This window comes from Amnibacterium sp. (genome assembly GCF_051956055.1).
In the GTDB taxonomy this organism is placed as follows: Bacteria; Actinomycetota; Actinomycetes; order Actinomycetales; family Microbacteriaceae; genus Amnibacterium.
Window position 1 is genome coordinate 12,610 of record NZ_JBQCGC010000117.1, and the last position, 23,110, is coordinate 35,719.

The following is a 23,110-nucleotide window of genomic DNA, read 5'->3' on the forward strand; positions in this document are numbered from 1 at the left end:
CGTCGCCTACTCCAGCCCGGTGGTCGCGCGGCCGGTCACGCCACCGGCTTCGTGAAGCGGAGATACGCGGCGGCGTCCTGCGGCACGGTCGGGTCGAAGTCGGGGATCCAGCCGTGCCGGAGGTAGAGCGCCACCGCCTCCGGCTGCCTGGCGCCCGTCGTGAGCTCCATCGCGGTGTAGCCGAGTTCCGCCGCGCGGGCCTCGAGCAGCGCGAGGACCCGACCGGCGAGCCCCTGCCTGCGGCGGTCCCCACGGGTCCACATGCGCTTCAACTCCGCGAGCGGGCGGCCGTCGGCATCCGTGCCCCCGCGCTTCAGCGCGCCCCCGGCGACGATCTGCCCGTCCTGCACGATCGCGAGGAATGCACCGCCCTGCGCCGGGGCGAACGCCTCGGGCGGGTACCGCGTCAGCTCGGCGGACGAGGGGACGCCGCGGGTCGGCTCGTAGCGGGCGTCGTAGTCCCGGGCGAGGTCCTCGATCAGCGGACGCAGCACCGGATCGTCCGCGGCGACCCAGCGCACCTCCTCCTGCACCCGGTCGACGGTACTCATCCGAGGATCCGGAGGGCGCGCTGCACGACCTCGAGCGTCACGGGGAGCGGCCCGAACCGCTCGCCGTCGGCGTAGGTCATCGGCGCGGGCCCCCGGTCGTCGACGTCGATCGTGATGACCCGGCCGCGCTCGATGCTCACGTGCTCGTCGCCCACGTGCGTGCCGCGGAACACCCGCGGGAACAGCCGGAGCAGCTCGACGCGGGACAGCGGCGTCGCGACCAGCACGTCGAGGAGGCCGTCGTCCACGACCGCGTCCGGCGCGAGGCGCATCCCCCCGCCGATGCTGGCCGTGTTGCCGACGGTGACGAGCACGGCGTCCAGGTGCCGGGTGTCCCGGTCGATCGTCACCCGGTAGCGGCGGGCGTGCAGCCGCACCACCTCGAGCAGGACGGCGAGCACGTAGCGCGGCGTGCCCGAGAGCCGGGTCATCCGGTTCGCGCGCTCGTTGACGGCCGCATCGAACCCGGCGGAGAGCATCCCGACGAACCAGCGGCCGGTGCTCACGCGCACCGCGTCGATCTCCCGGACGGCCGGCTCGGGTTCGGCGAGCACGCGGACGAGGTGCGCGACGGCCGCCTCCGGGTCGTCGTGCGGCAGGCCGAGGCAGCGCGCCACGTCGTTGCCGGTGCCGGTCGCCACGATGCCGACCGGCACGCCCGTGCGGGCGAGCGCGTTGACCGCCGCGTGGAGCGTGCCGTCGCCGCCGACCGAGACCACCGCGTCCGGAGCGGCGGTGCGCACCGCGTCCCGGAGGATCCGCTCGGCCTCGGCGCCGTCCGCCGCCTCCACGCGCCGGACGTCGTGGCCCGCCTCCTGCAGCGCCGCGACCGCGCGCGCGCCCGCGGATCCGCCGCGACCGCCGCCGGACACGGCGTTCACCATCACCAGCAGCCGCGCCATGCGGGAAGTGTCGCATTCCGCAGCCGGGCGACGCTTGCGGTTGCCGCGACGGCAGTCCCTACGGTCGGAGCATGGACAGGGACGAGGGCGGAGCGCCGCCCGTGCTGTGGTCGATCGTCGACGTCGCCCGCTCGGCCGGCGTGACGGCGAGGACGCTGCGGCACTTCGACGCGATCGGCCTCCTGCGGCCCACCGCGTTCGGCAGCGACGGGTACCGCCGCTACGACGAGCACGCGCTGCTGCGACTGCAGCGGGTGCTGCTGCTCAGGGCGCTCGGCCTGCCGTTGAAGGAGATCGGCGCCGTGCTCGACGCCGAGCAGGACGAGCTCGCGACGCTGCGCGAGCACCACGGCCGGCTGCTCGCGGAGCGGGACCGGCTCACCCGGATGGCGGCGACCGTCGGTCGCACCATCACCCGACTGGAGAGGAACGAACCCATGAGCGAGACCGATGCGGCCGAGCTGTTCGACGGCTTCGACGAGCAGGCCTACGCGGAGGAGGCGCGTCAGCGCTGGCCCGAGCAGGCCGCGAGCAGCGCGGCGCGGGTCGCGGCGATGTCGGAGGACGACAAGGCCGCGCTGAAGGACGAGTACGTCGCGGAGATGCACCGCATGGCCGCGCTGATGGCCGCGGGCGAACCGGTCGAGGCCGACGCCGTGCAGCGGGAGATCGGCGCGCTGCACGCCAGGGTCGCGACGATGTGGACCCCGACCGCCCAGGCGTTCGCGGGGCTCGGCGCGACGTACGTCGACGACGACCGGTTCCGCGTCGTCTACGAGCGCGTCGCACCGGGACTCGCCGCCTACTACCGGGACGCGATGACCCACTACGCCGCCACCCGCCTCGGCTGACGGGTCGGGCGATTCCCCGGGGCCACCCGGGACACTGGAGGCATGCGAGCGATCGTCTACTCCGACGCGGGTGGCCCCGAGGTCCTGCGCCTCGTCGACCGGCAGGCCCGTGAGCCCGGCCCGGGCGAGGTACGGGTCCGCATCGCGGTGTCCGGGGTGAACCCGACCGACTGGAAGTCGCGCGACTCGCACGGCGGCGGCGAGCAGGTGCCGAACCAGGACGGGGCGGGGACCGTGGACGCCGTCGGCGCGGGCAGCGCGTTCGAGGTGGGCGACCGGGTCTGGGTCTGGGACGCCGCGTACCGCCGCCCGGACGGCACCGCGCAGGAGCTGACGGTGGTGCCGGAGCGCCAGGCCGTGCTGCTGCCCGACTCGGCGTCGTTCGACCTCGGCGCCTCCCTCGGCATCCCGGCGCTCACCGCGCACCTGGCGCTGCGGGCCGACCAGCCGGTGCCGCTGCCGCTCGCGCCCGGCGAGCTCGAGGGCAGGACCGTGCTCGTCGCGGGCGGCGCGGGCGCGGTCGGGCACGCCGCGATCGAGCTCGCGGTCTGGGCGGGCGCCCGGGTGATCACGACCGTGTCCTCGCCCGAGAAGGCGGCGCTCGCCCGCGCCGCGGGCGCCCACGACGTCGTCGACTACCGGGCCGAGGACGCGGAGGCCGCGATCACTCGACTGGCTCCCTCCGGGGTCGACCTGGTGGTCGAGGTGAACCCGAATGCGAACGCCGAGCTCGACGCCGCGGTGCTCGCGCCGGGCGGCACGATCGCCGTGTACGCGACCGACGATCCGGACCCGCTCGCGTTCCAGATCCGGCCGTTCATGGCGAAGAACCTGCGCTGGCGGTTCCTGCTCACCTACACGACGCCGCCCGCGGAGAAGGACGCGGCGGTCGCCGGGGTCCGGGCAGCGGTCGAGGCGGGCGCGCTGCGCGTCGGTGCGGACGCGGGGCTGCCGATCACCCGCTTCCCGCTCGAGCGCACCGCCGAGGCGCACGCCGCGGTCGCGGCCGGCACCGTCGGGAAGGTCCTCATCGACCTCTGAGGTCTCGTTGTTCAGGAGGAACGGCGGCTTCGCCGGCGTTTCTCCTGAACGACGAAGACTCACCAGAGGGTGCGGTGCGCCTCCTGCTCGAGGACCGCGTCGAGGTCCTTCAGCCGCCCGAGGCCGGCGAGCGGCTGCGCCATCCGCGGGTTGCCCGCGAACCGCTCCCGGTGCCGGTGGAGGAACGCCCAGTATCCGGCGGTGAACGGGCAGGCGTCCTCCCCCACCCGCACCTTCGGGTCGAATCGGCAGCCTCCGCAGTAGTCGGTCATCCGGTCGATGTACGCGCCGCCGGAGGCGTACGGCTTGGTCGCGACGACGCCGCCGTCGGCGTGGAGGCTCATCCCGACGACGTTCGTGGGCATCACCCACGAGGTGCCGTCCACGAACGCGCCCGTGAACCACGCAGTGGTCTCCGCCGGCGACCAGCCGTGCTCGAGCGCGAAGTTGCCGAGCACCATCAACCGCTGGATGTGGTGCGCCCAGCCGTGCTCGTGCACCCCGGCGACGACCGACGACAGGCAGTTCGCCTCGATGGCGGCCGCGTCGAGCTCCCAGATCGCGTCCGGCACCCGGCGGCGCGCCTGGAGCGCGTTGCGATGCACGTACCGCTCGCCGAGGTGCCAGTGGAGATGCCACATCCAGTCCCGCCAGCCCACGATCTGGCGCACGAACCCCTCCACCGAGTTGAGCGGCGCCGCACCGTCCGCGTAGGCCGCGAGCGCCGCGTCGACGACCTCCCGCGGGTCGAGCACCCCGAGGTTCATCGGGACGCTCAGCAGCGAGTGCGCCATCGTCCAGTCCGCGGCGAGCGTGGCGTCCTCGACCGGGCCGAACGACGGGAGGCGGTGCCGCACGAAGTGCTGCAGCGCGCGCCGGCCCTCCCGATGCGTCACCGCGAATCGACGGGGGCCGTCCGCGCCGATGAACCGCACCGTGCCGTCCTGCTCCCACCGGTCGAGGTCGTCCCGCACCTGCCGGTCGATGTCGTCCTCACGCGGCCACCACGGCTCCGGGAGCTCGAGGCGCTCGCGCTTCGGCGGCGGCTGCCGGTTGTCGGCGTCGTAGCTGAACCGGCCGCCGACGGGCTTGCCCGCCTTCGTCATGAGGATGCCCTCGCGCTGGCGCACCCACCGGTAGAAGGTGTCCATGACGAGCCCCCGCTCGTCCCGACCGCGGACCCAGGACGCGAAGTCCTCCTCGCTCGTGACGAACCCGCGGCTCGGCAGGATCGTCGCACCGAGCTCGCGGACCAACCGCCTGGCGGCGAACGACGGCGGATCGACCGCGACGAGGTCGCGGCCGCGCAGCGCCTCCCGGAACGTCGGGGCACGCACGAGCTCGACCCGGTCGCCGAGCTCCTGCGCCCGATGACGCAGCGCGGAGAGGTACAGGTGGGCCTTCTGCCGGTGCGTGGGGCGGGCGCGGAACGCCGCGAGCGACTCGACGAGTAGCACCGGTTCGTCGCCGTCGTCGAAGACCGGTCCCAGCTGCTCGCCGAACAGGATCCGTTGCACGCCGCGACCGTAGCGGGGCCCCGCTCGAGCGCGCCGAGCGCTCAGGCGGCGGGGGCGCGATCAGCCGAGCGCGATGAGCACGACGCCGCTGCCCGCCACCGCCAGACCGGCGACCTGCACCGGATGCAGCCGCTCCCGGAGCAGCAGCATCGCGAGCAGCACGGTCGCCGCGGGATAGAGCGCGAGCAGCACGCCGACGATCGACAGCAGCCCGAGCCGGGACGCGACCACGAAGAGCAGGTTCGCGGTCATGTCGCCCACCCCGGAGGCGACCACCAGCGCAGGCGGAGCGGCCCGCGGCACGAGCGACCGGCGCGCGACCAGCGCCACCACGGCGAACAGGGTGAGCGACGCGGCACGGGCGCCGAGGAGCGGCCAGAACCCGGTGTCCGGCGCGGCGCGGGAGAGCAGCACGAACAGCAGACCGAACCCGGCCCCGGCGAGCAGCGGACCCGCGATCGCGCGCCCGCGGAGCATCGCGGGGGTCGGGAGGCGCCCGTGCTCGGCGCTCACCAGGACGACCGCGACGACGGCGAGCGCCACACCCGCCAGCGCGAGCACCGACGGGCGCTCGCCGAAGGCGATCCCGCCCACGACGGGCACGATCGCGGACATGACGGCGGTGAGCGGTGCGACGACGGTCATGGCCCCGGTGGCGAGGCTCCGGTAGAAGAGCAGCAGGGCGACGCCGCCGCTGAGCCCCGCGGCCGCGCCCCACAGCACGGACGCGGCGTCGAACCGGCCGGGCACGGCGAGGATGAGCACCCCGAGGACCGCCGTGCCGGCGAGCTGACCGCCGAAGACGACCGCGAGCGCCGGTGCCCTGCGGCTCGCGAGACCGCCGGAGAAGTCGGCGCCGCCGTAGATCAGCGCGCCGAGCAGCGCGAGCACGATCGACATCCCGTCCTCCTCCCCCGACGATCCTGCCGGTCCCCGCACGGCGCACGCCCACCCCGTGCACAGCACGCGCGGACAGCGTGCCCAGACCCGGCTGGCAGGTTCGGCCCATGAGCGACCAGCTGACCTTCGACGACCCGCGCACGCGCTTCCCCGTGATCGACCCGCCGACCGATCAGCTGCAGGAGGAACCGGGTGTCCAGTCCGCCATGACCCCGGTCCCCGACCTCGGCGAGCGCTCCTACCGTGGCACGGGACGGCTGACCGGGAGGAAGGCGCTCGTCACGGGCGGCGACTCGGGCATCGGCGGTGCGACGGCGATCGCGTTCGCGCGGGAGGGTGCCGACGTCGCGATCGTCCACCTGCCATCGGAGCAGGCCGACGCGGACCACGTGCTCGAGCAGATCCGCGCCGCCGGCCGCACCGGCGTCGGCATCGCGGGCGATCTCCGCGACCCGGCGTTCTGCCGCGATCTGGTCACCCGGGCGCACGAGGCCCTCGGGGGCCTCGACGCGCTCGCGCTCGTGGCGGGCAAGCAGATCACGTCGAAGGACCTGACGGAGCTGCCCGACGAGCAGTTCGTGGAGACCTACGAGGTGAACGTCTTCGCCGCGTTCCGCATCGTGCAGGCCGCGGTGCCGCTGCTGCCGCCGGGCTCCACGATCGTGCTCACGGCCTCGCTCGAGACCTACCAGGCGTCCCCGGAGCGCATCGACTACGCCAGCACGAAGGCCGCGATCAACAACCTCGGCAAGGGCATGGCGCAGCAGCTCGCCGCGCAGGGCATCCGCGTGAACGTCGTCGCGCCCGGGCCGACGTGGACGGCGCTGCAGGTCTCGAAGGGCATCCCCGCGGAGGAGATCGCCGGCTACGGCTCGGACACGCCGCTCGGACGCGCCGCGCAGCCGGCGGAGCTCGCACCGGCGTACGTCTTCTTCAGCTCACCGGAGTCGAGCTTCGTCGTCGGCGCGACGCTCGCCGTCAACGGCGGCACACCGACCCCCTGACCGCCGCCGGCATCCCCGCGCCTCGAGACCACCCCGAGCGCCGCCGTCCCGAGCCGCCTTCAGGGGCGGCGGGCGCGGAACGCGCTCGTCACGTACGGCAGCTCGATGATGTCGCGGCCGGCCGTGTCGGGGTGGGACGCGATCAGCTCCCGCACGCCGGCGAGCACGCCCTCGCGCTCGGGAGGCGGCAGCGCGATGACGTAGGACCGCGACGCCGCCATCGCGACGAGCTCCTCCACGGTCATGCTGCGGTGCCAGCGCAGATCCATCCGATCGAGCGGCCCGAACGGCGGCGCTACCGCGACCGAGTCGGTCTCGATCATGCGCTCGGCCGCGCTGCCGCGGATGACCGTCCCGAGCTCCTCCACCCAGCCGACGGCCGTGTCCCGGACGTTCCAGACGAGTCCCAGCGTCCCACCGGGCTTCAGCACCCTGGCGGCCTCAGCGGAGGCGCGCGGCACGTCGACCCAGTGCCAGGCCTGGCCGTACACGACCGCGTCCACGGACCCGTCGGCGAGCGGGAGCGCCTCTCCCGAACCGCGCAGCGGCCGCGCCTCCGGCACCTCGCGGATGAGCGCCGCGAGCATCGCCGCGTCGGGCTCGACCGCGGTCACCGACCGACCGGCTCGCACCAGCGCCGCGGTGAGCTTGCCGGTTCCGGCCCCGACGTCGGCCACCGCCGTCGCGTCGCCGACGAGCCAGGAGACGATCGCCGCCGGATAGTCGGGCCGCCCGGCGACGTAGGCGTCGGCGGCGGCGCCGAACCGGCGCCCGGCGAGCGCCTCCTCCCGCTCGCTCATGCGGCGTTCCAGAGGTCGATGACGCGATTCTCATGCTCGTAGCCGAGCTCCGCCAGGCCCGCGGTCGACAGCACGAGGCGCGCACCGCCCTCGGGCGGCAGATCGATCCAGGCGGCGGCGAGCGCGCGGAGCACGTGACCGTGCGCGACGAGCAGCACGTCGTGCCCGTCGTCGAGCACCGTCTGCGCCCTGGCGATCACCCGCTCGACCCGCACGCGGACCGCCGCGGCGGTCTCCCCCTCCGGCGCACCGTCGCGCCACAGATCCCACCCGGGCCGGATCTCCGCGATCTCCGCGGACGTGAGGCCCTCGTACGCGCCGTAGTCGAACTCGACGAGGTCGTCCGTGAGCTCGATGCGGCCCGCGAACCCGGCGAGCTCCGCGGTGCGGACGGCGCGCTGCAGCGGGCTCGACAGTACGAGCCCGAAGCGGCGGTCCGCGAGCACGGGACGCAGCGCGCTCGCGCGCCGCTCCCCCTCATCGGTCAGCGGGATGTCCGTGCTCCCCGTGTGCTTGCCCGTCCGGCTCCACTCGGTCTCACCGTGCCGGAGGAGGACCAGCTGCGGGGGGTGGAGGACGGGATACGGATGGTGCGGGGCCACGGCGACCGACGTTACCCGGGGGCGCCTGGGCTCCCGGAGAACCCGCCTCTGATCAGCGGGTGAGGCTTGCCTCGCCTTGCTGGCGGGCGGCGGGGCGGACCCGGCACGATGACGCCATGACCTCCCTGCTCGCTGTCCTCACGCACGGCGCTCCCGCCGACGGGAGCGCCGTCTCCGGACGCGCCAACACGCTCCGCGCCGGGGTGCTCGGGGCGAACGACGGCATCGTGTCGGTCGCGGCCATCGTCGTCGGTGTGGCGGGCGCCTCCGCGGCCCACGGTGCGGTGCTGGTCGCCGGGCTCGCGGCCCTCATCGGCGGTGCCGTGTCGATGGCACTCGGCGAGTACGTCTCCGTCTCGAGCCAGCGGGACGGCGAGCGCGCGGCGCAGATCGAGAGCGGCTCGAACCCGTGGGCGGCGGCGCTCGCCTCCGCGGGCGCGTTCCTCACGGGCGGGGTGCTGCCGCTCATCGCGGTGCTCGTCGCGCAGGGCGCCGCGCGGGTGCCCGTCACCGTCGCGGTCGTGCTCGTGGCGCTCGCGCTGACCGGCGCGGCCGGGGCCAGGCTCGGTGGCGCGCCCGCGCTGCGGCCGACGATCCGCACCCTGGTGGGCGGCGGCCTCGCCCTCGCGGCGACCTGGTCCATCGGGCTGCTGCTCGGCACGACCGGGATCGCCTGACCCCACCCAGGAACGGCCCGACGTGGGCCGATGGACCCGGGTGGGTCCCGGCCCCGATGGCTACTGTGCGGCGATGTCCGCCGCACTGACGCTCGGCGCCGAGGAGGAGCTGCACCTCGTCGACCTGGAACGCTGGCAGCTCGCCGCCCGCGCCCCGCAGGTGCTCGCGGCGCTGCCGGGCGACCACTACTCGGCGGAGCTCCAGCGCACGACCGTCGAGACGAACGCCGCCGTGGTCGCCACGCTCGACGGGCTGCGGCAGGAGCTGCTGCGCCTGCGCCGCGGCCTCGTGGCCGTCGCCGCGCGCGAGGGACTCGGCATCGCCGCGGTCGGCACCGCCCCGCGCAGCGGCTCCCGCGACGTCGAGCTCACCGCGACGGGGCGCTACGGACGGATGCAGGAGCAGTACCGGCTGCTCGTCGACGAGCAGCTCATCTGCGGCCTCCAGATCCACGTCGGCGTCGCGGACCGCGACCTCGCGGTCGAGATCGCGCAGCGGATCGCCCGGCGCCTGCCCGTCCTCCTCGCGCTGTCCGCGAGCTCGCCGTACTGGAACGGCTTCGACACCGGGTACGCCTCGATCCGGACGATGATCTGGCAGCGGTGGCCCAGTGCGGGGTCCACCGGTCCGCTGCCGGACGCCGCGGCGTACGACGAGCTGCTGCGCGACCTCATCGCCTCCGGGGTGATCGCGGACACGAAGATGGCGTACTTCGACGTCCGCCCCTCCGAGCACGCGCCGACGCTCGAGCTGCGGGTGTGCGACGCGTGCCCGCTCGTGGACGACGCCGTGCTGATCGCCGGGTTGTTCCGGGCGATGGTGCGCGACGCGGAGCGGTCGATCGAGCGCGGCGAGCGCCGCGACCTGCGGCTGCTCCCGCTGCACCGCGCGGCGATGTGGCAGGCGGCGCGCGCCGGGCTGCGCGGTCCGCTCCTCGACGACACCGACCACCCGAGGCCGCTCGCGGCTGAGGACGCGGTGCGGCGCCTGGTGGCGGACCTGCGGGATGCGCTGGAGGAGCTCGGCGACTGGTCGGAGGTCCGCGCGCTCGCGGAGGCCGCCCTCGCCCGCGGCGGCTCCGCCGACCGGCAGCGGGCCGCGTTCGCCCGGCGCGGCGATCTCGCGGACGTGATGCGGGCCGTGGTGGCCGAGACGCAGGCCCCAGGACCCGGGTCGGCCGTCGCCGCGGAGGCCGACGCGCACCGGGATCGCGTCCGCTGACGCGTTCGGCGGGGGCGCCCATCGGGCCCTGATCGCGACCACCTCCGGTCTCCGGGTGGGCGACACTGGAGTGGATGGCGGACTCGGCTCGGATCGACGTGTGGCTGTGGGCCGTGCGCGTCTACCGGACGCGGTCGCTCGCGACCGCGGCGTGCAAGGCCGGCCACGTGGCGATCAACGGGCAGAAGGTGAAGCCATCGCACCTCGTGCGGGTGGGCGACGAGGTGCGGGCGACGCTCGCCCACGAGAAGATCCTCGGCGTGAAGGCGCTGCCGCTGAAGCGCGGCGGGGCACCGGAGGCGGCGCTCGCCGTCGACGACCGCACCCCTCCCCCTCCACCCAAGGTCGAGACGCCCGCGCAGGTGCTGCGGGACCTCGCCAAGGGGCGCCCGACGAAGAAGGACCGCAGGGACATCACCCGCCTCCGCGGGTACTAGGCCGGGTCAGCCGGCCTCGGTCGGGTCGATCACCTCGTGCTCGTCCGGGTGGTCGGGATCGTCGCCCTCGGCCTGCGAGGGTCTCCCCTCGGATCCGAGCGCGATCAGGGGCTCCGCCGCGGCCGGATCCTCCCCCTCGGCCTGCGAGGGGTGATCCGGGTCGTACTCGCTCGGTGCGTCGGACATCGGCACTCCCTTCCGCGGCGTCGAGCCGCCGCTACTTCCCGCCGGCCGCGACCCGGAAGTCGTGCGTCGGGTCCTCGAGGTCGTCGGTCGGCGTGAGGTCGATCCGACCCACGAAATCGGCGACCCAGCCCGCGAAGATCCGCACCTTGCGGTCGGTCGTGGGCATCGCGAGCAGGTGGTAGCCGCGGTGCACGAGCCACGCCGGCAGCTCCTTCAGCTGGACGCCGAAGATGTTCGCGGCGCCGTGGAACAGGCCGTACGAGGCGACGGTGCCCAGGCTGTAGTGGATGTAGCGGCGGGGGCGCCGGTGGCGCACCGCCCGCGTGATGTTCTCCCCCAGCAGCACGGCCTGCCGCAGCGCGTTCTGCGCGTTGGGCGGGTACCAGGCGGGCTGCGGCTTCGTCAGGTCCGGGATCTGCGCGTTGTCGCCCGCGGCCCACACGCCGCGCACCCAGCCGCCGTCCTCGCGGACGACCTGGAGGCGCGCGCTCGTGTTGACGTGGCCGCGGGGTCCGCGAGGCAGGTCCGTCGCGTCGAGCACCGGGTTCGGCTTGACGCCCGCGGTCCAGACGAGCATCCCGAACGGCACCTCGTCCCCGTCGCTGAACACGGCGACCGCGTTCTCGCAGGACTTCATCGTGGTCTTCAGGCGCACGTCGATGCCGCGCTTCCGCAGCTCGCCGAGGGTCCAGACCGACAGCTCCGGCCCGACCTCGGGCGCGACGCGGTCGAGCGCCTCGATGAGGATCCAGTTCGGCTGCTCGCCCTTCAGGGCCGGCTGGGCGGCGATCGCCTTCTTGGACAGGTCGGACAGCTCGCCGAGCGCCTCGACCCCGGTGTACCCGCCGCCGATGAAGACGAAGGTGAGGAGCTTCCTCCGCTCCGCCGGATCCGTCGTCGCGGCGGCCTTCGCGACGTTCAGGAGGACGGTGTTGCGGGTGTGCGCCGCCTCCTCGATCGTCTTGAACCCGACCCCGTGCTCCGCGAGCCCCGGCGTCGGGAAGGTGCGCGTGACGGCTCCGAGCCCGACGACGACGTGGTCGTACTCGTACACGGTCTCGCCGCCGTCGATCGGCGCGACCGTCACGGTCTTCGCCTTCGAGTCGAGCGCGGTGACGCTGCCCCGCACGACGTTCGTGTGCGGCAGCGCCTGCACGAGGTCGACGGTGACGTCGCGGGGGCTGACGTGGCCGCCGGCGACCTCGGGCAGCAGCGGCTGGTAGGTCATGTACGCCCTGGGCTCGATGAGCGTCACGTCGAGCGGCAGCTCGGAGTGCTTCTCGAGCGTCCACGCCACGTAGAGGCCGACGTACCCGCCGCCCAGGATCACGATCTTCTGCCGCGGAATCGGCATGCCCGTCCCCTCGTCGGCGGCCCGGCGCCACCGTCCCCTCGACCGTCCCACCAGCGGCTGTGCGGTTCCTGGCCGAATGCCGAACCGGACGGCATGTGACATGCCGCGGACGGCCGGACATCGCTCAGTGTGGACGTCGTGACCGCCGAGGCCTGCGACGTCGCCGACTGGTCGGCGGCGCTCGCCGGCGACGAGCGCGCGTTCGGCACGCTCTTCGACCGGCATCACGCCCGGGTGTTCCGGCATGCGCTGCGGCTCGTCGCCGTGCCGGCGGAGGCCGACGAGGTGATGGCCTCCGCGTTCTTCGAGCTCTGGCGGCTCCGGAGCCGGGTCCGGCTCGTCGACGGATCCGTGCTGCCGTGGCTGCTCGCGACCGCGACGAACCTCGGCCGGAACCGCGTCCGGGGCGCCCTCCGCTACGGCCGGGTCATCGCGCGCCTGCCCCGAGAGGTCGCCGTGGACGCCGCGGAGCTCGCCGTCGATCGGCTCGAGCAGGAGGAGCGGCGGCGCGCGCTCCTCCTGGCGCTCCGCAGCGTGTCCGCGCAGGACGCCGCGCTCATCGCGCTGACCGTGCTCGACGGCCTGTCCGACGCGGACGCCGCCGCCGCCGTGGGACTCCGGCCGGGCGCGGCCAGGATGCGCCTCTCCCGTGCACGCCGCCGACTCCGCGACCTGCTCGCCGAGCACGACCCCGCCCGGCCCGCTCCCGATGAAGGGGAACCCGCATGACCCGCACCGATCCGGACCCGGTGTTCGCCGCAGCCGTACGCGCGGAGCTCGTCCGGGGCGCCGCAGCGAGCAGCTCGGGCCGGCCCCGACGGAGCCGCCTCCTCCGCGTCGAGCTCCTCGCCTCCTTCGCCGTGATCGCGGTCGTGATCGCGGTGCTGGTCGGGGTGCAGCCCGCGCACCTTCCCGCTCACCACAGCGGCTCCGCGCCCGCCGCGCCTGCGACCACGGCGACACCGTCCTCCTCCCCTGCTCAGCCCATCGGCCCCGCCGGTGCGCAGCGACGCACCGCTGCGGAGATCCGCGCCTGGGGGAAGGCGCGCGGGCTCTCCGCCGTGATGATCGAGCAGATGGTGCTGGAGACCGGGTGCATGGCCGCGGCAGGCTTCCGGCTCGACCCGATCTTCGACGCGACCGCGGACCTGCGCTCCGGTCATCGCGGGATGACACCCGCGCAGGAGCACGCGTACGACGTCGCGGAGTTCGGGCCGAGCACGAGCAAGCCGTACGACTGGCGCACCGCCGGCTGCGTGGGCCGCGCCGTGCACGAGACGGGTCAGGACCACGCGAACTGACCGGCGTGACACCCCGGCGACCTCCGGACATCTCGGATCAGGACCGGATGCGCCGGTCACTGAGGAGGCACCTGATGAACCGACCGGCACTGCTCGGGGCGGCCCTGCTGACGACGGCACTGCTCGCCGGCTGCACCGCGGCAGGAGGGCCGGTCGGGAGCAGCGCGTCTCCGCGGCCGACGTCGACCGACGCGCCGTCGACCCCCGCGACCATGCCGGCGGCGACCGCGTCGAGCGCCCCGTCGCCGTCCGCGACCGCGGTCAGCTCCTCGGGCGGGATCCCGGCGGGCGCCTCCACCGCGTCCATCGGGGACGTCGACGGCGACGGCACGCCCGACACCGAGTTCCTGACCGCCTCGGCCCCCTACGTCTACGGCATCCGGCTGAGCGGCGGCGGCGTCGTCACCACCCCGGATCCGCTCCCGGCCGGGGGGACCCACCGGGCCTGGATGGTCGCCACGGACGGCCCGACCGGCCGCACCGTCGTGCTCGACGACGGCCGCGGGGCGACGGTGTACTCCTACCGGGACGGGCGGCTCGTGCGACTGCTCGGCAAGGACGGCGGCCCGTTCCTGGTCGCGATCGGCACCTCGGTGCCCGGGTCGACCACCGGGGTGAACTGCAACGACCAGAACGGCGGCGTGCTGATCGAGGTCGCGAAGGCCGTGGCCCGCAGCGACGGCTCGGTCGACGTCCGATGGTCGACGCTCGGCTCCGTCGACGCGCAGGGCATCGGTCGGCTCTCCGCGCCGGAGACGCGGTGGGCGGGGCTCTCGCCGCAGGACGCGCGCGTCGTGCACGCGCGCACGAGCTCCTGCTGGGCGGCGCCGCACACGGTCGCCGTTCAGCGCTGACGGTCGGGCAGGAAGGGCTCCAGCCCGATGTCGACGAGCACCAGGTCGCCGGCAACGGCCCGGGCGGTCGGCGCCAGCAGCCCGGCCTTCACCGCGCCGAAGGTGACCGTCCTGGTCGCCGCGAGCACGGGCGGCCGCACGGCACCGCTGTCCGGGTCGACGCCGCTCGGCAGATCCACCGCGACGACCGCGGCGCGCAGCCGCGCTTCGGCGAGCCGCGCGACGACCTCACGGGCCGGCGGGCGGAGGCCGCCCGCGGCTCCGGTACCGAGCAGGCCGTCCAGCACCACGTCCGATCGCCGCGCTGCGGCGAGGACGCGGCCGGCGGTCGCGTCGGGCGGCAGCAGGACCGCACCGGCTCGCTGCGCGGCGCGGAGCCCCGGCTCGTGGACCCGCGTGCCCAGCCTCGCCACGACGACGACGTGACCGCGGGCGGCGAGCGATGCGGCGGCGAAGAGCGCATCGCCGCCGTTGCTGCCGCTGCCGGCCAGCACGAGCACCGAGCCGCGCGGGGTGCCCCGCGCCGCCAGCACCCGCGCCGTCTCCCCCGCCAGACCGGCCGCGGCGCGCGCCATCAGCGGCACGCCGGCCTCCAGCAGCGGCCGCTCCGCCTCCCGCACCTCGGCCGCCGTGTACCCGCGGCCCGCGTCGATGGACACGCGATCATGATCCTCCGAGGGGCCGCACGGGAGCATCGGACCATGCGCATCCTTCTGACCGGTGGCAGCGGCAAGCTGGGCTCCACCGCCGTGACCGTCCTCCGCACCTCCGGGCACGAGCTGATCGTCCTCGACCGGGCCGCGGCGCGCGGCGAGGGCATCCCGATCGACCTCACCGACGCCGGGCAGGTGCTCGACGCGGTCGCCGGGATCGAGGAGCACCACGACGGCGTCGACGCGATCGTGCACCTCGCCGCGATCCCGGCGCCCGGCATCCTCCCGGACGTCGCGACGTTCCAGAACAACATCCTCGCGACCCACCACGTCTTCCAGTCCGCGCGCCGGGCCGGGGTGCGGCGCATCGTGTACGCGTCGAGCGAGACCCTGCTCGGTCTGCCGATGGACGTGCCGCCCGAGTACTTCCCCGTCGACGAGGAGGTGACGCTGCCGAACTCGACCTACTCGATGGTCAAGCTGCTCGAGGAGCAGATGGCGCTCACGTTCTGCCGGTGGGATCCGGAGCTGTCGATCACGGCGCTGCGGTTCTCCAACGTCATGGCGCCGGAGGACTACGCCGGGTTCGAGGCCTGGCAGGACGACCCCTGGGTGCGGAAGTGGAACGCCTGGGGCTACATCGACGCCCGCGACGCGTCGGCCGCGATCGCGAAGGCGCTCGAGGTGCGCGGCCCGGGGTTCGAGCGGTACGTGATCGCGAACGCCGACACGGTCATGCGTCGACCGAGCGCCGAGCTCGCGGCCGAGGTCTTCCCGGGGGTCCCGTTCCGGACACCGGTGGAGGGCAGGGGCACGCTGCTGTCGATCGACAAGGCCCGGCGCGAGCTCGGCTGGGAACCCGCTCACTCCTGGCTGGACGCGTGAGGAGCTTCGCGGCCTAGCTTCGGCGGCGAAGGGAGCATCATGCCGGCGAAGAAGGATCTGCCGTCGACCCTGCAGCGCTCGGACGAGCACGCGCAGTCGATCTACAGCGAGACGCTCGCGTCCGCGGAGGACGAGTACGGGAACGGTCAGCGGGCGCAACGGACCGCGTACGCCGCGCTCAAGCACTCGTACGAGAAGGTCGGCGACCACTGGGAGGCCAAGGAGGAGCGCGGGCCGTCGGACGACGGCGCCGCGCAGTCCGGGCCCGGTCGTCATCCGACCGAGGGCGGCGTCGACGCGAACGCGTCGAAGCAGCACCTCATGGAGGTCGCCAGGAAGCTCGACGTGCACGGCCGCTCGACGATGGACAAGGACGAGCTGGTCGACGCGATCCGCAAGGCGAACGATCGGGCCACGCGCGAGGCGCGGCAGCGCTGACTACACGCGGCCGCGGACGCCGGTGATCGTCCAGACCCGGCCCTCGGCGGTACAGCCCTCGACCGAACCCACAGGGCCGGGCCGCCCGAGGAGCGCGACGGCCTCGCCCGGCCGGGCGGCCAGCGCGCCTCCTGGCTCGTGGAGGCCCAGCCGGGCGTCGGCGCTCCAGCCCGGCACGAACCGCAGCACCGAGGTCGCCCCGTCGCGGCTGACCGTGTAGCAGACGAGCCGCCCGGACCTCGTGGCCGACACCTGCCCCTGGAGCACACCGGCCGGGGCGGTCGGCGCCGTCGTCGCGACGCCGAGGGGCCCGGAGGCGGGTCGGGGCCACAGCAGCGATGCACCCGCGAGGACGAGCAGCAGCACCACGAGCACCACCGCGAGCCGGATGCGTCGCCGGCGTCGATCCGCCTCCGCCGCGGGCGAGTGCCGGATCGTCACCGGATCAACGGTACGCGACGCCCGTCAGCGCTCGACGAGCGCAGGGGCGAACAGCCGGTGGTGGGCACCGTCGTCGCGCTGCAGCAGCTCGATGACCGCGCCGGCGACGGCGTCGAGGGGCTGCGCGACGCTCGAGAACCCGAGCGCTCTCGCGACGGGGGTGTCGTCGTATCCGATGACGGGCACGCCCGGCCCGAGCGCGAGCCGCGCGCCGAGCGCCAGCGAATCGCTCGCGCAGACGACGGCGTCCGGCTGCGGGTCGAGCGCCCGGACGGCGCGGGCGGCGAACCCGAGGTCGCGCGGATCCTCCTCGACGGCGAGGTCGAGCGCCACGAGCTCGTCCTCCGGCACGCCCGCGTCCTGCAGGACCGAGCGCCATCCCGCCCGTCGATCGTCGCCGGTGCCGGAACCGGCCGGCCACCCGAGGAACGCGATGCGGCTCGCGCCACCGGCGAGCAGCGAGGCGGTCGCGGCAGCGACGCCCGCGCGGCCGTCGACGTCGACCCACCGGTGCGACGCGTCCGTCATGTCGTGCTCGCCCCACGGCCGGCCGAACGTGACGAACCGCACCTCGTGCTCGATGAGCCACGGGATGCGCCGGTCGCCGTGATGGGTCGAGGTGAGCACGAACGCGTCGACGTCCGACCCGTCGAGCAGCCGCTGGAACGTCGCGATCTCGGTGTCCTCGTCGGCGGCCGTGTAGAGCAGCACCCGGAGGCCATGGGCGTCGGCGTGCTCGACGAGGGCGTGCAGGAACCGGTCGAGCAGCGCGCCGGCCATCCCGTCCGCGCCCGGGTCGAGCCGGACCCCGATCGTCGCGCTCACCCGCGTGCGGAGCCGACGGGCGGAGGCGTGCGGCCGGTACCCGAGTCGCTCGATCGCCGCGAGGACGCGCGCGCGGGTCTCCTCGCGGACGATGTCCGGCGTGTTGAGCACGTTCGACACCGTCTGCCTCGAGACGTTCGCCGCGCTGGCGACGTCCGACACGGTGGGCAGTCGACGCACCGGGCCTCCTCGTCGGGTTCGTTCCGCCCCGAATCCTAGGGCGCGCTGCGAATCGCCGATTCGGGATTTGATCGATCAAATGATTTGTCCTACGCTCCCCCGCGTGGCGAAGAGGCAACCGTTCCTGCAGGACGCGGAGATCGTGCTGGCAGCACCGGCCCAGGCGTGGAGCCGGGCGGACGGCGCGATGTCGGCTGCGATCGACGGGCTGTTCGTGGCCGACGTGCGCGTGCTCAGCGGTCTCGCGGTGGAGGTCGACGGCAGCGCAGTCGAGCACATCCGCACCGACCGGCGCGGGGCCGCCGAGCTCGCCTTCACCGGCCTCCTCCGGGGCCTCGACGCGGATCACGGGGCCGACCCGCGGATGCGCCTCGACCGCGTGCGCACCGTCGATCCCGCCGGGATGACGGAGGTCGTCACGGTCACCTCCGGCCGCGACGTCGCGGTCGACGTCCATCTCGTCGTGCGGCTCGCCGCCGATCTCGCCCCGATGCCGGTCGTGAAGTCCGGTGCATCGCTGCCCTCCGTCCGCTTCGCCGTGGGGTCGGGGACGGCCGCGTGGTGTTCGGGCGATCTGGCCGCCACGCTCACCGCCGACGGGTTCGCGGTCGGCGCCGACGCCGACGGCCTGCGGCTCGACCTCCGGGTCAGGGTCGCGCCGCACGGCAGCGCCGTCGCGTCCTGGCGGGTCCGGGCCGAGGTCGCGGGCGCGGTGGTCGCCGCTCCCGCCGTTCCGGTGACGCTCGCGATCGCGCCGTCCGGGGTCCCCGCGCTCGACGAGTGGACGACGCGTGCGCTCGCCGACCTGCAGGCGCTCGAGCTCGTGCTGCCCGACGCGCCGGAGGACGTGTTCCTCGCCGCGGGTGCGCCGTGGTTCCTCACCCTGTTCGGCCGCGACTCGATCTGGGCAGCACGGATGCTGCTGCCGATCGACACCCGGCTCGCCCGGGGCACCCTCCGGGTGCTCGCGCGGCTGCAGGGCACCGTCGCCGACGACGAGACGGGCGAGCGCCCGGGTGGGATCCTCCACGAGCTGCGCCGCGGCGAGAACCCGCTCGCGAACGGCGCCGTGCTGCCGCCCAGGTACTACGGCACGATCGACGCGACCCCGCTCTGGATCCTGCTCCTGCACGACGCCTGGCGCGCGGGTCTGCCGGACGCGGACGTCCGCGAGCTGCTGCCCGCCCTCCACGGCGCGCTCGGCTGGCTCGCGTCGTCGGTGCCGGACGGCGGCTTCCTCGCGTACCACGACGCGTCAGGCCACGGCCTGGCGAACCAGGGCTGGAAGGACTCGGGCGACAGCGTCCAGTGGCGCGACGGCCGGCTCGCCGAGGGCCCGATCGCCCTCTGCGAGGTGCAGGGCTACGCCCACGAGGCGTCGCTCGCCGCCGCCGCCCTGCTGCGCGCGTTCGGCGAGGAGGACGACGCGGACCGCTGGGAGGACTGGGCCGCTGCGCTCAGGTCCCGGTTCCGCGGCGCGTTCTGGATCGACGACGCGGACGGCGGCCATCCGGCCATCGCGCTCGACGCCGCGGGCGATGCCGTGGACTCCCTGACGAGCAACATCGGTCACCTGCTCGGCACCGGGATCCTCGACGCCGACGATGAGCGACGCGTCGCCGCCCTCCTCCTCGATCCGCGGCTCGACTCGGGGCTCGGCCTGCGCACCCTCGCCACCGACGCGGCCGGCTACTGGCCGCTCAGCTACCACGGCGGCAGCGTGTGGACGCACGACACGGCCATCGCCGTGCACGGGCTGCTCCGCGCCGGGTTCCCGGAGGAGGCGGCGCGGCTGGCGTCGGGCCTGCTCATCGCCTCGCGCGCCTTCGACGGCCGCATGCCCGAGCTGCACGGCGGTGACCCGGCCAGCGCCGGCTCCCCCGTGCCCTACCCGGCCGCGTGCCGGCCACAGGCCTGGTCCGCCGCAGCGGCGGTCGTCGTGCGCGACGCCGTCACCGGTGGACCCGCCCCGCGGGAGCGCATCCCCGCTGAACACCGGTCCGCCCGCGCCGCGGGCTGACCATCCGTCACGAGAGGCATCACGCACATGCAACGTCGCATCCCCCGACTCCTCACCGGCCTCGCCGCCGCGGCGGGCGTCCTCGCCCTGACCGCGTGCGGCTCGGGTTTCAACGGGTCGTCCGGCTCCTCCGGCGCCGCGTCCGGCGGTGGCCTGACCTCGAGCAAGAGCCCGCTCACCGTCCTGATCGGCTCGTCCGGCGACGCCGAGACGAACGCGGTGAAGTCCGCCGTCGCCGACTGGTCGAAGACCTCCGGCACGCCGGCGACCGTGCAGGCCGCGAGTAACCTCGCCCAGCAGCTCAGCCAGGGCTTCGCGGCGCACAAGCCAGCCGACGTGTTCTACCTGGGCTCCGACACCTTCGCCACCTACGCGAAGCAGGGCGACCTGCTCGCGTACGGCGACCAGCTGAAGAACAAGAGCGACTTCTACCCGTCGCTCGTCACGAACTTCACCTACCAGGGGAAGTTCTACTGCGCCCCGAAGGACTTCTCGACGCTCCAGCTCGAGATCAACACGGACATGTGGAAGGCCGCGGGTCTCACCTCCGCCGACTACCCCACGACGTGGGCGCAGCTGGAGGCGGACGCGAAGAAGCTGACCACCGGCGGCCACGCTGGCCTCGTCACCAGCCCGCAGTACGAGCGACTCGGCGCGCTCATGGTGCAGGCGGGCGGCAACCTCACGAACCCGGCGGGGACGAAGGCGACCGTCGACAGCAGCGCCAACAAGCAGGCCCTCACCTTCGTCCAGAACGCGCTGAAGGCGGGCTGGTGGAAGTTCACGGGTGACGTCGGCGCCGGCTGGGGCGGCGAGGCGTTCGGGAAGCAGAAGGCCGCGATGACGATCGAGGGCAACTGGATCGCGGGCGCGATGACCAGCACCTACCCGTCGGTCAAGTACGCCGTCGTGCCGCTGCCCGCCGGGCCGGCAGGTAAGGGCACGCTCCAGTTCACCAACTGCTGGGGCATCGCCGCCGCGAGCAAGAACCAGGCGGCCGCGCTGAAGCTCGTCGAGCAGCTCACGACCCAGCAGGACCAGATGGCGTTCGCGAAGGCCTTCGGCGTCATGCCGTCGATCCAGTCCGCGGCCCCGGCGTGGAAGCAGGAGTTCCCGCAGTTCGCGGCGTTCCTCGACGGCGCCTCCTACGCCCAGGGCGTGCCGAAGTCCGTCGGCTCCGCGGCCGTGGTCAGCGACCTCGACTCGAAGCTCGCCGGGCTGAAGACGCTCGACATCTCGACCCTGCTCGCGACCGAGCAGAAGAACCTCGCCGCCACCATCACCGGCTGACGGACGCTCGGGACCACGAGGAGGAGGCGCTCATGACCGCGCTCGCCCAGAAGGCGCCGCAGCGACGTCGTCGTGCCGGCATCCGCGGCGGCCAGGCCACCGCCGGCTACCTGTTCACCGCGCCGGCGCTGCTGGCACTGCTCGTCTTCCTCGTGGTCCCGATCCTGATGGCGCTGTGGGTCAGCTTCAGCGACTGGGGCGGGAACGGTTCGCCGTTCGCATCGGGCGTGCGGTTCATCGGCCTGCACAACTACGCCGCGATCACCTCCGGCGGCGGGCTGGCGGAGTCGGACTTCGGGACGTCGCTGCGGAACAACCTGTGGTTCGTCGTGTTCGTGGTGCCGTCCCAGACGGTGCTGGCGCTGCTACTGGCGGTGCTCGTGAACAACCGGGTGCTGAAGGGCAGGGGCTTCTTCCGCACCGCGTTCTACTTCCCGTCGGTCACCAGCTCCGTCGCGATCACGGTCCTGTGGTTCTTCCTCTTCAACCCGACCGGTGCGGTGAACCAGGTGCTCGGGGCGATCGGCCTCCGCGGGCCGAACTGGCCCGCGGACGCGGACGGCGTGCTGCACCTGCTCCTCGGCCTGATCGGGGTCCGGAACGGTCCCGGGTTCCTCGTGAACGGCTCGTTCCTCGGGGTGTCCTGGTGGGACTGGCTGTCCGGTCCGTCCGTCGGGATGCTCATCATCATCACGATGGTGGTCTTCACGACCAGCGGCACGTTCATGCTGCTGTTCATCGCCGCGCTGCAGAACCTGTCTCAGGAGGTGGAGGAGGCGGCGATGGTCGACGGCGCCTCCTCCTGGCAGCGGTTCCGGCTGGTCACGCTGCCGCAGCTGCGCCCGACCCTGTTCACGGTCCTGACGCTCGGGCTCATCGGGACCTGGCAGGTCTTCGACCAGATCCTCGTCGGCAGCCAGGGCGATCCCCAGAAGACGACGCTGACGCCCGCCTACCTGTCCTACGTCGCCGGGTTCCAGCAGCAGAACTGGGGACAGGCCGCCGCGATCGCGTTCATCCTGTTCGCGATCATCGTCGCCTTCACGCTGCTCCAGCGCTGGGTGCTGCGCGAACGCGGCGTCTCCCCGAGGCGGATGCGCCGCGCGGGCTTCCGGGACGACGGCGGCGGCGGGTACCGACCTGCCCGCGAGGACCTGCTCGACGCGGCCGCGATCGCGGCACGCCCGGGCCAGGGAGGTGCGCTGTGACCGTCACCGCGACCCGGACGGGGCAGACCGTCGCCGACGACGCACGCCCTGCGCCCGCGGCGGGCCCCAGGCGGCGGAGCCGCCGGACGGCGCCGCTGCTCTACCTCGTGCTGGCCGGGCTGGCGCTCGTGTACATCCTCCCGTTCCTCATCGAGATCGCGACCTCGTTCAAGACGGAGGTCGACGCCTCCAACGATCCGATCGCCCTCATCCCGCCGACCTGGACGACGGCCGCCTACTCCTACCTGTTCACGCAGTCGGACTTCCCGCTGTGGTTCGCGAACTCCGCGATCGTCACGGTCATCGTCACGATCGCCAGGACCCTCTTCGACTCGGCCGCCGGCTACGCGCTGGCACGGCTGCGGTTCCGCGGCAGGAACGCGATCTACGCCGGGCTCGTCGCGGTGATGGCGGTCCCGGGCGTCGTGCTGCTGATCCCGAAGTTCCTCGTCATCAACCAGCTGGGCATGTTCGACTCGTACCCGGGGATGATCGTGCCGCTGTTCGCGGATGCCGCGGGGGTCTTCATCATGAAGAACTTCTTCGAGTCGATCCCGAGCGCGGTCGAGGAGGCGGCACGCGTGGACGGCGCGAGCACGCTGCGGGTCTTCTGGTCCGTCGTGCTGCCGATGGCACGGCCGGCGCTCGTGACGATCGTCATCCTGTCGTTCCAGGGGTCCTGGAACGAGCTCGCGCAGTTCATCGTCTCGTCGTCGAGCCCCGACCTGTACACGTTGACGAAGGGCGTCGCGTCGCTGTCCTCCGGTCAGCTGGGCGCGGCCAAGCGCTACCCGGTGCAGCTCGGCGCCGCGGCGATCATGACGGTGCCCATCGCGGTCCTCTTCGTCGTCTTCCAGCGCAGGATCACGAACACGGCCTCCGGCGCCGTCAAGGAGTAGCGCCTCTCGCGGATCCGGAGATCCTCGACGACACGCCGCGGGAACGACCATCCATGCGGGGTGTCGCTCAGG

26 protein-coding genes are annotated in these 23,110 nt (G+C 73.9%); 15 read left to right on the forward strand and 11 right to left on the reverse strand.

Going from position 1 to position 23,110, the window contains the following annotated elements; genetic code table 11:
- Positions 1-35 precede the first annotated feature (35 nt).
- Together ACTHLI_RS16025 and ACTHLI_RS16030 are read right to left on the reverse strand one after the other, a co-directional pair.
- Positions 36-551 (reverse strand): GNAT family N-acetyltransferase, encoded by a 516-nt coding sequence (locus ACTHLI_RS16025; RefSeq protein ID WP_440185784.1) that lies wholly within the window; start codon positions 549-551, stop codon positions 36-38.
- The gene (locus ACTHLI_RS16030) at positions 548-1,453 is read right to left on the reverse strand and encodes a diacylglycerol/lipid kinase family protein (protein ID WP_440185785.1); all 906 of its coding nucleotides are present in this window, start codon (positions 1,451-1,453) and stop codon (positions 548-550) included. Before ACTHLI_RS16030 ends, ACTHLI_RS16025 begins: the two co-directional genes overlap by 4 nt.
- Positions 1,454-1,524: 71 nt before the next feature.
- Here ACTHLI_RS16030 and ACTHLI_RS16035 point away from each other — a divergent pair, with 71 nt between their 5' ends.
- On the forward strand, positions 1,525-2,304 hold the full coding sequence (locus ACTHLI_RS16035; protein WP_440185787.1) for a MerR family transcriptional regulator: 780 nt from the start codon (positions 1,525-1,527) through the stop codon (positions 2,302-2,304).
- A gap of 42 nt (positions 2,305-2,346) precedes the next feature.
- Entirely contained in the window at positions 2,347-3,345 is a 999-nt protein-coding gene (locus tag ACTHLI_RS16040) for an NADPH:quinone reductase (protein WP_440185789.1), read from the forward strand.
- Positions 3,346-3,404: 59 nt separating this feature from the next.
- Here ACTHLI_RS16040 and ACTHLI_RS16045 read toward each other — a convergent pair whose 3' ends face one another.
- Both ACTHLI_RS16045 and ACTHLI_RS16050 read right to left on the reverse strand, forming a co-directional pair.
- The gene (locus ACTHLI_RS16045; protein ID WP_440185791.1) at positions 3,405-4,862 is read right to left on the reverse strand and encodes a cryptochrome/photolyase family protein; all 1,458 of its coding nucleotides are present in this window, start codon (positions 4,860-4,862) and stop codon (positions 3,405-3,407) included.
- Between the two features lie 60 nt (positions 4,863-4,922).
- Complete coding sequence (locus tag ACTHLI_RS16050) at positions 4,923-5,762, reverse strand: EamA family transporter (protein ID WP_440185793.1); 840 nt, start codon at positions 5,760-5,762, stop codon at positions 4,923-4,925.
- A gap of 107 nt (positions 5,763-5,869) precedes the next feature.
- On the opposite strand from ACTHLI_RS16050, the gene ACTHLI_RS16055 reads away from it, so the two are divergent.
- Entirely contained in the window at positions 5,870-6,766 is an 897-nt protein-coding gene (locus ACTHLI_RS16055) for an SDR family oxidoreductase (protein WP_440185795.1), read from the forward strand.
- A gap of 59 nt (positions 6,767-6,825) precedes the next feature.
- On the opposite strand, the gene ACTHLI_RS16060 is transcribed toward ACTHLI_RS16055, so the two are convergent.
- On the reverse strand, positions 6,826-7,566 hold the full coding sequence (locus ACTHLI_RS16060) for a class I SAM-dependent methyltransferase (protein ID WP_440185797.1): 741 nt from the start codon (positions 7,564-7,566) through the stop codon (positions 6,826-6,828).
- Positions 7,563-8,168 (reverse strand): histidine phosphatase family protein, encoded by a 606-nt coding sequence (locus ACTHLI_RS16065; protein ID WP_440185799.1) that lies wholly within the window; start codon positions 8,166-8,168, stop codon positions 7,563-7,565. Before ACTHLI_RS16065 ends, ACTHLI_RS16060 begins: the two co-directional genes overlap by 4 nt.
- Positions 8,169-8,284: 116 nt before the next feature.
- Here ACTHLI_RS16065 and ACTHLI_RS16070 point away from each other — a divergent pair, with 116 nt between their 5' ends.
- The 3 genes from ACTHLI_RS16070 (at position 8,285) to ACTHLI_RS16080 (ending at position 10,504) form a co-directional block, all read left to right on the forward strand.
- The gene (locus ACTHLI_RS16070) at positions 8,285-8,845 is read left to right on the forward strand and encodes a VIT1/CCC1 transporter family protein (RefSeq protein ID WP_440185801.1); all 561 of its coding nucleotides are present in this window, start codon (positions 8,285-8,287) and stop codon (positions 8,843-8,845) included.
- Between the two features lie 73 nt (positions 8,846-8,918).
- Complete coding sequence (locus tag ACTHLI_RS16075) at positions 8,919-10,067, forward strand: carboxylate-amine ligase (RefSeq protein ID WP_440185803.1); 1,149 nt, start codon at positions 8,919-8,921, stop codon at positions 10,065-10,067.
- A gap of 74 nt (positions 10,068-10,141) precedes the next feature.
- Positions 10,142-10,504, forward strand: a complete 363-nt coding sequence (locus tag ACTHLI_RS16080; RefSeq protein ID WP_440185805.1) for an RNA-binding S4 domain-containing protein — start codon at positions 10,142-10,144, stop codon at positions 10,502-10,504.
- Positions 10,505-10,510: 6 nt separating this feature from the next.
- On the opposite strand, the gene ACTHLI_RS16085 is transcribed toward ACTHLI_RS16080, so the two are convergent.
- On the reverse strand, positions 10,511-10,690 hold the full coding sequence (locus ACTHLI_RS16085) for a hypothetical protein (RefSeq protein WP_440185807.1): 180 nt from the start codon (positions 10,688-10,690) through the stop codon (positions 10,511-10,513).
- A gap of 31 nt (positions 10,691-10,721) precedes the next feature.
- On the reverse strand, positions 10,722-12,044 hold the full coding sequence (locus ACTHLI_RS16090; protein ID WP_440185809.1) for an NAD(P)/FAD-dependent oxidoreductase: 1,323 nt from the start codon (positions 12,042-12,044) through the stop codon (positions 10,722-10,724).
- A gap of 138 nt (positions 12,045-12,182) precedes the next feature.
- Here ACTHLI_RS16090 and ACTHLI_RS16095 point away from each other — a divergent pair, with 138 nt between their 5' ends.
- The 3 genes from ACTHLI_RS16095 (at position 12,183) to ACTHLI_RS16105 (ending at position 14,199) form a co-directional block, all read left to right on the forward strand.
- On the forward strand, positions 12,183-12,773 hold the full coding sequence (locus ACTHLI_RS16095; RefSeq protein WP_440185811.1) for an RNA polymerase sigma factor: 591 nt from the start codon (positions 12,183-12,185) through the stop codon (positions 12,771-12,773).
- Positions 12,770-13,345, forward strand: coding sequence for a hypothetical protein (locus ACTHLI_RS16100; protein ID WP_440185813.1), 576 nt, complete (start codon positions 12,770-12,772; stop codon positions 13,343-13,345). Before ACTHLI_RS16095 ends, ACTHLI_RS16100 begins: the two co-directional genes overlap by 4 nt.
- A 74-nt stretch (positions 13,346-13,419) precedes the next feature.
- Positions 13,420-14,199 (forward strand): hypothetical protein, encoded by a 780-nt coding sequence (locus ACTHLI_RS16105; protein ID WP_440185815.1) that lies wholly within the window; start codon positions 13,420-13,422, stop codon positions 14,197-14,199.
- Here the strand turns inward: ACTHLI_RS16105 and ACTHLI_RS16110 are convergent.
- Positions 14,190-14,858, reverse strand: a complete 669-nt coding sequence (locus ACTHLI_RS16110; RefSeq protein ID WP_440185817.1) for an NAD(P)H-hydrate epimerase — start codon at positions 14,856-14,858, stop codon at positions 14,190-14,192. The genes ACTHLI_RS16105 and ACTHLI_RS16110 overlap by 10 nt on opposite strands.
- Before the next feature lie 42 nt (positions 14,859-14,900).
- On the opposite strand from ACTHLI_RS16110, the gene ACTHLI_RS16115 reads away from it, so the two are divergent.
- Complete coding sequence (locus tag ACTHLI_RS16115; RefSeq protein WP_440185819.1) at positions 14,901-15,737, forward strand: NAD-dependent epimerase/dehydratase family protein; 837 nt, start codon at positions 14,901-14,903, stop codon at positions 15,735-15,737.
- Between the two features lie 39 nt (positions 15,738-15,776).
- Positions 15,777-16,175, forward strand: coding sequence for a ChaB family protein (locus tag ACTHLI_RS16120; RefSeq protein ID WP_440185821.1), 399 nt, complete (start codon positions 15,777-15,779; stop codon positions 16,173-16,175).
- Here ACTHLI_RS16120 and ACTHLI_RS16125 read toward each other — a convergent pair whose 3' ends face one another.
- Together ACTHLI_RS16125 and ACTHLI_RS16130 are read right to left on the reverse strand one after the other, a co-directional pair.
- A complete protein-coding gene (locus ACTHLI_RS16125; RefSeq protein ID WP_440185823.1) occupies positions 16,176-16,616 on the reverse strand; it encodes a hypothetical protein in 441 nt (146 codons plus the stop codon).
- A 24-nt stretch (positions 16,617-16,640) separates the two neighbouring features.
- Positions 16,641-17,621: a LacI family DNA-binding transcriptional regulator gene (locus ACTHLI_RS16130; RefSeq protein WP_440185824.1), complete on the reverse strand. Its 981-nt coding sequence runs from the start codon at positions 17,619-17,621 to the stop codon at positions 16,641-16,643.
- Between the two features lie 103 nt (positions 17,622-17,724).
- Here ACTHLI_RS16130 and ACTHLI_RS16135 point away from each other — a divergent pair, with 103 nt between their 5' ends.
- The 4 genes from ACTHLI_RS16135 to ACTHLI_RS16150 are packed head-to-tail and all read left to right on the forward strand — an operon-like array spanning position 17,725 to position 23,038.
- Complete coding sequence (locus tag ACTHLI_RS16135) at positions 17,725-19,641, forward strand: glycogen debranching N-terminal domain-containing protein (protein WP_440185826.1); 1,917 nt, start codon at positions 17,725-17,727, stop codon at positions 19,639-19,641.
- Positions 19,642-19,668: 27 nt separating this feature from the next.
- The gene (locus tag ACTHLI_RS16140) at positions 19,669-20,931 is read left to right on the forward strand and encodes an extracellular solute-binding protein (protein WP_440185828.1); all 1,263 of its coding nucleotides are present in this window, start codon (positions 19,669-19,671) and stop codon (positions 20,929-20,931) included.
- 32 nt (positions 20,932-20,963) lie between these two features.
- Positions 20,964-22,139: a carbohydrate ABC transporter permease gene (locus tag ACTHLI_RS16145; protein WP_440185830.1), complete on the forward strand. Its 1,176-nt coding sequence runs from the start codon at positions 20,964-20,966 to the stop codon at positions 22,137-22,139.
- Positions 22,136-23,038 carry a carbohydrate ABC transporter permease gene (locus tag ACTHLI_RS16150; RefSeq protein WP_440185832.1) on the forward strand — a complete coding sequence of 301 codons (903 nt, stop codon included), beginning with the start codon at positions 22,136-22,138 and terminating at the stop codon, positions 23,036-23,038. The genes ACTHLI_RS16145 and ACTHLI_RS16150 overlap by 4 nt, the downstream gene beginning before the upstream one ends.
- Positions 23,039-23,110: the final 72 nt, after the last annotated feature.